The organism is Bacillus sp. KH172YL63 (assembly GCF_011398925.1).
Classification (GTDB): domain Bacteria; phylum Bacillota; class Bacilli; order Bacillales; family Bacillaceae_B; genus Rossellomorea.
The window spans coordinates 390,524-402,023 of record NZ_AP022842.1 but is presented as its reverse complement, the minus strand read 5'-3'; the positions used below and the strand labels follow the sequence as shown (position 1 = coordinate 402,023).

The 11,500-nt window shown below is 47.6% G+C and carries 8 protein-coding genes; all 8 read right to left on the bottom strand.

Features of this window, described 5'->3' with window-relative positions; translation table 11 throughout:
- Window positions 1-36: 36 nt before the first annotated feature.
- The 8 genes from KH172YL63_RS02050 to KH172YL63_RS02015 all read right to left on the bottom strand — a co-directional run bounded on the left by KH172YL63_RS02050 (window position 37) and on the right by KH172YL63_RS02015 (window position 11,496).
- The gene (locus tag KH172YL63_RS02050; RefSeq protein ID WP_173104548.1) at window positions 37-1,197 is read right to left on the bottom strand and encodes an acetylornithine transaminase; all 1,161 of its coding nucleotides are present in this window, start codon (window positions 1,195-1,197) and stop codon (window positions 37-39) included.
- Complete coding sequence (gene argB / locus KH172YL63_RS02045; RefSeq protein ID WP_232066095.1) at window positions 1,194-2,006, bottom strand: acetylglutamate kinase; 813 nt, start codon at window positions 2,004-2,006, stop codon at window positions 1,194-1,196. The genes KH172YL63_RS02050 and argB overlap by 4 nt, the downstream gene beginning before the upstream one ends.
- Entirely contained in the window at window positions 1,969-3,198 is a 1,230-nt protein-coding gene (gene argJ, locus KH172YL63_RS02040) for a bifunctional ornithine acetyltransferase/N-acetylglutamate synthase (protein ID WP_173104547.1), read from the bottom strand. Before argJ ends, argB begins: the two co-directional genes overlap by 38 nt.
- Window positions 3,199-3,212: 14 nt before the next feature.
- Window positions 3,213-4,247, bottom strand: coding sequence for an N-acetyl-gamma-glutamyl-phosphate reductase (gene argC / locus KH172YL63_RS02035; RefSeq protein ID WP_173104546.1), 1,035 nt, complete (start codon window positions 4,245-4,247; stop codon window positions 3,213-3,215).
- Window positions 4,248-4,469: 222 nt separating this feature from the next.
- The gene (gene aceA / locus KH172YL63_RS02030) at window positions 4,470-5,750 is read right to left on the bottom strand and encodes an isocitrate lyase (RefSeq protein ID WP_173104545.1); all 1,281 of its coding nucleotides are present in this window, start codon (window positions 5,748-5,750) and stop codon (window positions 4,470-4,472) included.
- A 212-nt stretch (window positions 5,751-5,962) separates the two neighbouring features.
- Window positions 5,963-7,552 carry a malate synthase A gene (aceB, locus tag KH172YL63_RS02025; RefSeq protein WP_173104544.1) on the bottom strand — a complete coding sequence of 530 codons (1,590 nt, stop codon included), beginning with the start codon at window positions 7,550-7,552 and terminating at the stop codon, window positions 5,963-5,965.
- Window positions 7,553-7,802: 250 nt separating this feature from the next.
- The gene (gene putP, locus KH172YL63_RS02020; protein ID WP_173104543.1) at window positions 7,803-9,311 is read right to left on the bottom strand and encodes a sodium/proline symporter PutP; all 1,509 of its coding nucleotides are present in this window, start codon (window positions 9,309-9,311) and stop codon (window positions 7,803-7,805) included.
- 1,033 nt (window positions 9,312-10,344) lie between these two features.
- Window positions 10,345-11,496, bottom strand: coding sequence for a CamS family sex pheromone protein (locus tag KH172YL63_RS02015; RefSeq protein ID WP_173104542.1), 1,152 nt, complete (start codon window positions 11,494-11,496; stop codon window positions 10,345-10,347).
- Between the last annotated feature and the right edge of the window lie 4 nt (window positions 11,497-11,500).

Here is an 11,500-nt window from a genome sequence, read left to right as displayed (position 1 = left end):
ATTCAAAAAAATTTGCATTGCCGGCAGAACAAACTTCTAAGAAACACTTGCCGCCTGCAGTTCTTTGACCGTATTTGCAACAATCTTCACTGCTTGATCAAGCTCATCATTGGTGACCGTTAACGGCGGCAGAAGCCTGATCACATGCGTCCCTGCCGGTAGCGTCAACAATCCATTTTGTCTCAGCTCATAAATGATGTCATTCACTTCCTGGTCGAACAGGATACCGATCATGAAGCCGATTCCTTTCACTTCTTGGACGATTGGGTATTCCTGCAGCTCTTTTTTCAACTTGTTGATGAAGTACGTTGATTTCTGCTGCACTTCCTTCTCGAAGCTCCCGTCGAAAATCGTTTCAACCGTCGCCTTCGCAGCGGCCATCGCCAATGGATTCCCTCCGAATGTCGACCCGTGTGTACCTGGCGAAAATGAAGGGATGAGTTCTTTCTTCCCGATCATGGCCCCTACCGGAAATCCGCTCCCCAATCCTTTGGCTGCAGTGACAATATCCGGATCGAGATCGAAATGCTGGTAAGCAAACGGCTTTCCTGTACGCCCGATGCCCGTTTGGACTTCATCGATGATAAGTAAAGCACCAAGCTCCCGGCACTTTTCTTCCACCGCCTTTAAAAAGGTGAGGGTTCCCGGATTCACGCCGCCTTCGCCCTGGATCACCTCTACCATGATCGCCGCCGTGTCTTTTTCTACGATGTGGGAAAGGGCGGTTTCATCGTTGAATGGAAGGTATTCAAATGTCTCAAGCAGCGGACCGAACCCGCTGTGGATCTTCTCCTGACCGGTCGCGCTCATTGTTGCAAATGTCCGGCCATGAAAGGATTGCTTGAACGTAAGGATTTTCGATTTCCCTGTGTGCTTTCTCGCCAGCTTGATCGCCGCTTCATTCGCCTCTGCCCCACTGTTGCAAAAGAACACCGCGTCAAGGCCGGTAGCGGACGCAAGAAGGGTCGCGACCTCCTCCTGCTTCGTAATCGGAAACAGATTCGATACATGCCACAACTTCCCAAGCTGCTCTTCGACTGCTTCCTTCACGACTGTCGGGACGTGGCCTAAATTACAGACGGCGATCCCTGAAATGAAATCCAAATATGACTTCCCGTGTTGATCTTGAACCTTCGTGCCTTGTCCTGAAACCAATTCAATGCCCAATCGATTGTATGTCGGAAATACATGACTCATACCGCCCCAACCTCCTCTTTTCCTTCTGTAATTCGTGTTCCTACCATTTCCCCGTCCTGGATGAATGCATCCTGACAGCCGACGATCATTACTTCATTCAAATTCCCATCGAGAGCAGATAATGCCGCCTGAACTTTCGGGATCATTCCGCCGTAGATCACGCCGGCTTCTATATAATGAAGGATCGCATCCTTTGTTACACGTGAAACAAGCTCCCCGTCTTTTAAAATACCGGGAACATCGGTGACAAACACAAGCTTTTCTGCCTGGATCGCTTCTGCTACGGCAGAGGCTGCAAGATCGGCGTTGACATTGAGTTTTTCCCCATCGGTTGTTGTCGCGAGCGGCGCAATCACCGGCAGATAGTTCTGGGAAAGCAGGGTGTGCAGCAGTAGTTGATTGACTTCTTCAACCTTGCCGACATACCCGAGCGTCTCCTCATCGATGAAGGATGCCTTCAGCAGTCCGGCGTCGTATCCCGAAAGCCCGACCGCGTCCAGTCCCGCCATATTCAGCCGGTGGGTCAGATCACCGTTCACCTTTCCTTTCAACACCTGTTCTGCAACCCCGAAAACATCCCTGGTTGTTTTTCTTTGTCCGTTTATAAAAGTGGATTCAATATCGAGATTGGCAAGCATATATGAAATATGGGGCCCGCCGCCGTGGACGATGATCACCTCAAACTGCTGTTGCAGCTCCTTCATGCTCCTGAAGAAGGAATCAGTCAGCTTGGAGAGGACGCTGCCCCCTAATTTGACGACAATTGCAGGCTTACGTCCGGTAACTGGCGTTGATTTTGACATAATCATACGTTAGGTCACACCCCCATGCTTTTCCTTTTCCGTCCCCATCGTTCAACAGGATATCTATGACGACCTTCTCAGCCTGCATATAATTGCTGACAGCTTCCTCATTGAATGCCTGCGGCGTCCCTTTTGAGAATACGAGGGTATCACCGATATAGATGTCACAGAACTGGGGCGCGATCGTGACGTCGCTGTGCCCCATGGCACCCACAATCCTCCCCCAGTTCGGGTCACAGCCGTAGATGGCCGTCTTCACTAAATTGGATCCTACCACTTTCTTTGAGAGGATATTGGCATCCTGATCGGTATGGGCGCCGGTGACATTCACTTCCACCAGCTTCGTTGCCCCTTCCCCGTCACGTGCGATCTGTTTCGCAAGGTCCTCACAAACGGCGTTCAAACCTTGTTGAAACTGCAGCCAGTCCGGATGATGCTCATGAAGGAGATCATTCCCTGCCATTCCGTTTGCCATGACAATGACCATATCATTGGTGGACGTTTCTCCGTCTACAGTGATTTGATTGAATGATTGATTGATCGATGCATGAAGAGCTTGTTGAAGCGTGGCAGAATCGATATGCGCGTCGGTTGTAATGAAGCCGAGCATCGTCGCCATATTCGGATGGATCATCCCGGATCCCTTGGCACATCCACCGATCGTGACGGTTTCTCCGTCGATTTCCACTTGATAGCAGGATGATTTTTCAACCGTATCTGTCGTCAGGATGGCTTGATGGAACGCATCTGCGCCTTGTTGACCGCTCTCGACCTCGATCTCCCGGCAGCCCTGCTCCATCTTTTCCATCTGAAGCCACTCACCGATGACCCCTGTGGAAGCAACGGCTACATGATCTTCTGCGATCTGGAAGCGCTCTGCGATCCACTCCCTTGTCTGATAGGCATCCTTTAAGCCCTGCTCTCCTGTACAAGCGTTTGCGATGGCGCTGTTCACGACGATCGCCTGCAGCTGTCCTGATGCAGAGATGCTTTCCTGGGTGACCTTCAGCGGCGCTGCCTGAAAGTGACTCTGTGTATACACGGCCCCGCACTGCGCCGGTTTCTCACTGTAAACGACCCCGAAATCTTTCTTTGCGTACCGGAGACCGATATGCATCCCGCCTGCCTTGTATCCGCGAGGCGTCAGAATCGTTCCTCCCTTGATTTGTTGGACCGCTTGCCCTTTAACTAGTTTCATAGATTCTCCCCCTCTTACGGATAGATTGGATCATGATGCAAGCCGGTCGTTTCGTCGATCCCTAACATCACGTTCATATTCTGGACAGCCTGACCTGCCGCCCCTTTGATCAGATTATCGATGACCGCGACGACCGTGACCCGGTTCGTCCGCGGATCTGCCTTGACCGACAGATCACAGAAGTTAGTGCCGAACACTTCCTTTGTACCCGGGAATTGACCTGACGGACGCACTCTGATGAATGGCTGATGATGATAAAATTCACTGTAGATGTCATGCAGCGCTCCGGTTGCGATGTCATCCGTCAACTGTGCATACATCGTCGCCATAATGCCCCGGGTCATCGGAATAAGGTGTGTCGTAAACGAAATCGGTCCCGTCTCTACATTCCATTCCTTCAATTGCTGTTCAATTTCCGGGATGTGCTGATGTTCATGAACTTTATAGATTCGCAGATTTTCCTGCGTTTCTGAAAAATGACTGGCAAGGCTTGCCTTCCTTCCGGCCCCTGATAATCCCGTTTTCGCATCGATGATGATCGACCCGGGATCAATCAGCCCGTGATGGAGCAATGGGGCTAAGCCGAGAAGGGTCGCCGTCGGAAAACACCCGGGATTGGCAATCAACTTCGCCTCTTTGACCGCATTCCGGTTCATTTCGGTCAAACCGTATACCGCTTCATTCAGAATATCCTCCGGTGCAGATTCTCCTTTATACCATTCTTCATATTGTGACGGATCCTTTAAGCGGAGGTCTCCGGACAGGTCAATCACCTTCGCCTTCTTTCCGACGAGTTTCGGCGACAACTCTTTTGATACGCCTGACGGTACGGCCAAAAAGACAAAATCAAGCTCCTGCATTTCCCCGATCACGATCGGCTTCACCATTTCCTGTGACAGACCGGCCAGATGGGGGTACTGATCCACATAAGGCGTGCCTTCTAAAGAAGATGAATACAAAATGCATTCATGCACATGGGGGTGCTTCGATAACAACCGATACAGCTCTACCCCTCCATAACCTGTACTACCTACAATTCCAACATTCACAAACATTCACCACACATAATAAATTTAAATTAGGTCCTATTATATGGATGTATATTAATAAAATCAATAGTATATTTATAAATATTTTTAAAATGTTACTCTATTCACAAAATTAATCCGATAGTACCAGTCCTCCCTGAAACACGAAAGGTCCGTCCCTCAAAGGTTAAATACCTTTGAGGGACGGACCTCCTGTATACCATTCATTTTATATTAGGAATATTAAAACTGAGCGGCTTCAGTCGAACCTTTCAATGCTGTTGTAGAGGATGTTCCGCCTGAAATGACCATCGACACTTCATCAAAATAACCGGTTCCGACTTCACGCTGATGCCTTGTTGCAGAATAGCCGTGCTTTTCGCTTGCGAACTCTGCTTCCTGAAGCTGAGAATAAGCTGCCATGCCACGGTCTTTATATCCACGTGCAAGCTCAAACATGCTGTGGTTCAGGGCATGGAAGCCTGCAAGCGTGACGAACTGGAACTTGTAGCCCATCTTCCCAAGCTCAACCTGGAACTTGGCAATCGTCTCATCATCCAGTTTCTTTTTCCAGTTGAAGGACGGTGAACAGTTATAGGCAAGTAATTTGCCAGGGTGTTCCGCATGGATCGCTTCTGCAAAGCGGCGGGCTTCCTCAAGATTCGGTTCAGACGTTTCACACCACACAAGATCCGCATACGGAGCATACGCAAGCCCCCTCGCAATCGCCTGGTCAAGACCAGCATTGGTACGGAAGAAGCCTTCCGGCGTACGATCGCCTGTGATGAACTGTGCATCATAAGGATCCACATCGCTCGTGATCAAATCTGCCGCATTCGCATCCGTCCGTGCGACGATCAATGTCGGAACGCCCATGACGTCCGCTGCCAGGCGGGCAGAGATGAGATTTTTCACTGCCGTTTGCGTAGGAAGGAGCACCTTGCCTCCCAGGTGACCGCATTTCTTTTCAGAAGAAAGCTGATCCTCGAAGTGGACGGCTGATGCACCGGCTTCAATCATGCCTTTCATCAATTCAAACACATTCAGCTGACCCCCGAAGCCTGCTTCCGCATCGGCCACGATCGGCACGAACCAATCAATCGATTCGTCCCCTTCCACATAATGAACCTGGTCGGCACGCTGCAGCGCCTGATTGATCCTTTTGACAACCGATGGTACCGAGTTTGCCGGATACAGACTTTGATCGGGATACATGTGTCCTGATAAGTTGGCGTCAGCCGCAACCTGCCAGCCGCTCAGGTAGATCGCTTTCAGTCCCGCTCTCACCTGCTGGACCGCCTGATTACCCGTCAATGCACCAAGGGCGTTGATATAATCCTCTTTATGAAGGAGGTTCCACAGCTTTTCAGATCCACGGCGGGCCAAAGTATGTTCAATATCGATCGATCCACGTAAACGGATTACGTCTTCTGCTGAGTACGTACGGGTTACCCCTTTCCATCTTTCATCCATTTCCCAAGCTTCCTGAAGCGTTGTTACCCGTTCGTTATTTGCTTTTACCATTGAAAATCTCTCCCTTTTGTTTTTTGATTTTTATTTTAAAAAGCAGTTCTTCGGCCTTGGTGCTTTGCCCGGCTTCCTTGCGGGTGCAGGGATGCGTGCGGGCCGGAGCGAGGTCCGTCCCTCATCACGCTGAAGCGATGATTCATTAAAGCATCGCTCCCTGACCATGCCGCCTTTTTGTAGTGTGCGTTCCCCTTGCAAGGTCCGTCCCTCTAAAGGATGCGGTAGCCTGGGATGGTGAGGAAGTCTGTGAAGGTATCGTTCTGGATGAGGTCGTCGAATAGCTGGACGGCTTCATGGAATCGTCTTTGGTTGTAGTGTTCGTCACCCAGTTGGCTTTTGAGTTTGGTGAGCTCTTCTTGCTTCAGCTGCTCATATAATCCGATGGTGATGTCACGGCCATCATCGAGCACGCCTTTTGGATGGCGGATCCATTGCCAAAGCTGGGCCCGTGAAATTTCAGCAGTTGCCACATCTTCCATCAGGTTGTGGATCGGGGCCGCGCCCTGCCCGCTCAGCCATGAAGAAATATATTGAATGCCGACGTTGATATTGAGCCTTACACCTTCTTCGGTGATACGCCCCTCCGGAACCGCGAGGAGTTCTTCTGCTGATACCTCCAGATCCTCAAGCTTCTTTAGATCAATTTGATTCGGCTTCTCCATTTCCTGATTGAACACATCCATCGCAACAGGCACAAGTCCCGGATGGGCGACCCAAGTACCATCATGGCCATCCCGGGCTTCCCTTTCTTTATCCGCTCTCACTTTATTGAACGCTTCCTCGTTTTTGACCGGATCATTCTTGACTGGGATCTGCGCCGCCATTCCCCCAATCGCCGGGGCACCCCTTCTGTGACACGTTTTGATCGTCAGTAGTGAATACGCTCTCATAAATGGCGACGTCATTGTGACCGATGATCGATCTGGCAGGATTACATCTTCCTGCTCACGGAGCTTTTTGATATAGCTGAAAATATAATCCCATCTTCCACAGTTCAATCCTGCCGAATGCTCCTTCAATTCATAAAGGATTTCATCCATTTCAAACGCAGCCGTGATCGTCTCAATCAGTACCGTTGCTTTGATCGTGCCCTGCGGAATCCCGACGTACTTCTGGGCGTAGACAAACACATCATTCCACAATCTTGCTTCTAAGTGACTTTCTAGTTTAGGTAAGTAAAAATAAGGGCCTTGATTCTGTGAGGTTAAAGAAGTCGCGTTATGGAAGAAAAATAAACCAAAATCCACCAGGCTTGCCGAAAGAGGTTTCCCATCCAGTTCAATATGTTTCTCTTCCAGATGAAGCCCCCTCGGCCGTACGATGAGGACCGCATGATCTTTTTTCAATTCATAACGCTTTCCGTTTGTTTCGAAGTCAATGGTGTGATGCACAGCATCTCTGAGGTTGATTTGTCCTTCTATGAGGTTGGTCCATGTTGGTGACGTGGCATCTTCAAAGCATGCCATAAAACATTTCGCTCCGGAATTCAATGCATTGATGACCATTTTCCGGTCGACCGGTCCGGTGATCTCTACCCTGCGATCCTGAAGTGCCTGCGGAATCGGGCTGACTTTCCACTCACTTTGTCGAATCGATTCCGTTTCCGGTAAAAAGCTGGGAAGCTCTCCCCGGTTGATCCGTTCCTGCTGTTGATCCCTGTTGTGCAACAGTTCCCTTTGCCGGTCTCCGAATCGCCTCTCCAACTGTTCTAAAAATTGCAATGCCTCCGGGGATAAAATGTCATCAAAACCCGGCTTCATCTCTCCTGTTACATTGATTCCAACCATTTTGGTAGACATGGAACATCCTCACTCCTTGAGTGTATTACACAAATCAATTGTTATAATACAGTTTTATTAACATGTTTGTATTGTATAACAGAGCGGATTATTTTGGAACAACTTTTTACAACTTTTCTTTCGACAAAATTTGCAACCACCCCAGGATCGCTGAATATCAGGCACATATAAACCGGCCATCAACACAAAAAGAGGTCCGTCCCCTTGTCACTTTTGTGACGGGGGACGGACCTCTTGAATGATTGTACTATTATTTGACGATGTCGTTTGCAACGGCTTCGTCGAATTCAGCTTGAACTTCAGCGCTTGGCTGTGGTCCAACTTTACTGAAGATGACGATTGCAATGACCGCTAGGATGAATCCTGGAACGATCTCATACAGTGAGAATGGAATGATTTCAGCTACAGTCAGCTGCTTCCATACGACAACTGTAACAGCACCAGTGATCATACCTGCCAGTGCACCGTTTCGTGTCATGCCTTTCCAGTATAGAGACAACAGGATGATCGGTCCGAATGCTGCACCGAATCCACCCCATGCGTAACTGACGAGATCAAGGATCTTCGTACCGCCGCCATTGGCAGGGTTACCTTGAATCGCAAGCATGATCGCGATGAACGCGATGAGAAGTACGCCGATACGTCCAACCCATACCAACTCTTTATCAGACGCATTTTTGCGGATGATGGCTTTGTAGAAATCTTCCGCCAATGCACTTGATGAAACCAGCAGCTGGGAATCGATTGTACTCATGATGGCAGAAAGGATCGCTGCCAGCAGGATACCTGATACCCAAGGGTTGAATAAAACATCCGTAAAGAAGATGAATACTTTCTCTGAATTATCAACGTCAGCCGTGATCAATGGCATGTCTGCGAAATACGCAAGACCAGAGAAACCGACCAATACGGCACCGATCATTGATAATGTCATCCAGCTCATACCGATCCAACGTGCTTTCGGTACATCTTTCGTGGATTTAAGAGCCATAAAACGAGTGATGATATGGGGCTGACCAAAGTAACCAAGTCCCCAGGCAAGAAGTGAAACGACTCCGATGCCTGTCATCGTATTCATTGTATCCAGATTGGCAGGATCAACAGCACGTACGGCGTCAACTGTCGCATTCCAGCCGCCAAGTTCTGCGATTGCCACGATAGGCGTGATGACAAGTGCCAGGAACATAAGGATCCCTTGAACGAAGTCAGTCCAGCTTACCGCTAAGAATCCTCCAAGGAAAGTGTAAGAGATGATTACAATCGCACCAATCCAAAGGGATTGATTGTAAGACATATCGAACGTTTCCTGGAATAATAACGCTCCGCCTACAAGACCTGAAGATGTATAGAAGGTAAAGAATACTAAAATAATCACTGCTGAAATCACACGAAGAAGACGGGATCCATCTTTAAAACGATTTTCAAAGAAATCCGGAACCGTGATCGAGTCGTTTGCGACCTCTGTGTATGAACGTAATCTTGAAGCAACGAACCTCCAGTTTAAATAAGCACCAATTACCAATCCAATACTTAACCAAATTGAACCTAAACCAATTGCATAAGCAAGACCAGGCAGTCCGAGCAATAACCATGAGCTCATGTCAGACGCGCCGGCACTTAGTGCAGCAACCCCCGGTCCTAAACTACGTCCTCCAAGAACGTAATCCGATAAGTTGCTTGTTAATTTGTAAGAAATAATACCGATTGCGAGCATTCCAATTAAATAAACGATAAATGTAACTAAAGTAGCTATATCCATTGTGTAGTTAGCATTCTCCTTTCAGTGAATTTGAATTGAATAATCGTTAGGTGCTTAATCTAACTTTAGAACCATGCTAAAAGAACTTATTAAATGTCATTCCAACAGTTCTTTACCCCATGCATACGGGTTGTAAACTTATTCACTCATAAATGTTTGAAAAAGTTTTTTCTGCGAAGCGAATTTCCGTAACAAGTTCACAACGTTATTAATACTAACATACATTCACAGGCGAGTCATACTGAATTTTCTGATTACATTTACCCATATGAATAATTATACAGATAAAATGCATATATTTTTATGAAAGCGCTATTTAAGCAATATCTATTCATAAAAATTTATAAAATTAAGTTACCTTTTGTTCACAAATCTGTTTCAATTCCATTATTTTCACTAACGTTAGCGATTTTATTTTGCAACAAAGAGATTCATTCTATACATGACATATGGAGGGATATTTTTTAGTGGAAATGAGGTCATCGATGAAAGGAACAATCATCGTTTTTTTGAAACTGCAGAATGGAACTGACATTATGTTTGAGGGTGATATTGATTGTATTGTCCCCTTGCAAATCGTTGATGAGGTCCTTTCAATGTTTCTCTTCAGGGTTTTATTTTAAAAGGCTGTTTACGTTAACATTGTAGCTTTTAGACAAGCGAGATGCGGTTGATTTCCGCTCCAGATGCTCGCTTTCGCAGGGATGGCGGTGAGCCTCCTCGGACTTCGTCCTGCGGGGTCTCACCTGTCCATCAGTTCCCGCAGGAGTCGAGCATCTTCCGCTCCAATCAACCATTGAAGATAAAAACCAAAATTCATTGGATAAACTGCTTATTCATCTTCTGAATAGTAGTGATCAATGTCATTCAAATACAATGCCCTTGATTCATTTCTATGGCATTTTTTTATTCCACAGTCTCAAATTACCGAAGATGCTCACATTAATGTTTAGTAATAACAACCATCTTTACGAAAACAGCCATTCACAAAAAAAAGACCAACCCCACAACAAGGTTGATCCTTCCCTCTTCTCTATTCATAAATGTGCAGATAAGTCTCTTTGCTTCCCGGTTTCTTCACGATCAGCGCTTCCGGTCCGTAGGAAGAGGAGACAAGGAGTTCCACATCCCAGCTGTCCGGCGTCTGTTTGCCGATCATGTTGGTGAGGTGATGTGCGAATCCGATCGTTTCCGCTTTTCCTTCAAAGGAAAGGGCGACTTCGAACTTCATGGTGGACAGCTTTTGATCCTGATAAAGCGCCTGTCCGGTCAATCCTGTGTAAACAGGGAAATATTTTTCTATGTCGGTTTTCAATTCATTGAACACTTTGTAATCGTTCGGATGATTCTCTTGTGCTTCCGGTGAAGGGAATAGGTAGTAATCTTCATTGATTCCTTCCCAGTCCTGGATGCCTGATTCCCCCGGTTCAACGGTGGTCGTGGCAAAGAAGTGCCCCGGGACAACTTGATCTTTCGGTGCCTGCTTATAAAGCGAGACCATGATTGGGACCTTTTGAAGCTCTTTTTGCTGACGGAGCCTGTCGAGGACTTCGCCTGCGATTTTGGCCCCTTGCTCTTTCAGGACCTCATTGCTTATATTATTCACCGTTCTTGTCCCATTGGAAAGGTTGGTCTCGTACTGTACAGAGTTCAGTGAGAGGGCGATCGCCACTCCGCCGAGGCGCACCTTATTGTCTTCCTTTTTCATCAGGTAATTGTGTTCAATCACATGTGCAAGGTAAATCGGTGCGTTCTCTCCGCTTGATTGTACAGGGTTGAGCCCGACATTTTCAGACTCCTTCAACCCTTTTTCCTTCAGCTGTTCAGCCGTATACTTGCGTTGAAGCCAGCTGTCGACTTTTTTCTTCGTCAGGAACTGGCCTTCCTTGAAAAAGTACTCATCCGTAGAGAAGCGCTTTTGGGCAACCCGGAGCAAGCCTGTTTCAATTTCGTTGATGTCATACCGGGAACCTAAATCATTGACGACGACCCCGCGGGTTTTGCTCGTTTCATAGGGAAGCATCGTCTTATAATAGTCTTTAGAGATCTGGAAGCTCGGTATGATGGCCTTCTTTGACTCTTTATCCTGGTTTTCCTGGACGACCTGATCCTGTTTTTCAAATGTCGGTGCGCAACCGCCGAGAAGCAAGAAGGCGGAAAGCGCGACCGATATCCTCTTTTTCATGACT

Bases quoted from the DNA above. Each gene is read 5' to 3' on its own strand.
- KH172YL63_RS02050 (WP_173104548.1), bottom strand. From the start codon at position 1,197: ATGAGTCATGTATTTCCGACATACAATCGATTGGGCATTGAATTGGTT.
- argB (WP_232066095.1), bottom strand. From the start codon at position 2,006: ATGATTATGTCAAAATCAACGCCAGTTACCGGACGTAAGCCTGCAATT.
- argJ (WP_173104547.1), bottom strand. From the start codon at position 3,198: ATGAAACTAGTTAAAGGGCAAGCGGTCCAACAAATCAAGGGAGGAACG.
- aceA (WP_173104545.1), bottom strand. From the start codon at position 5,750: ATGGTAAAAGCAAATAACGAACGGGTAACAACGCTTCAGGAAGCTTGG.
- aceB (WP_173104544.1), bottom strand. From the start codon at position 7,552: ATGTCTACCAAAATGGTTGGAATCAATGTAACAGGAGAGATGAAGCCG.
- putP (WP_173104543.1), bottom strand. From the start codon at position 9,311: ATGGATATAGCTACTTTAGTTACATTTATCGTTTATTTAATTGGAATG.
- KH172YL63_RS02015 (WP_173104542.1), bottom strand. From the start codon at position 11,496: ATGAAAAAGAGGATATCGGTCGCGCTTTCCGCCTTCTTGCTTCTCGGC.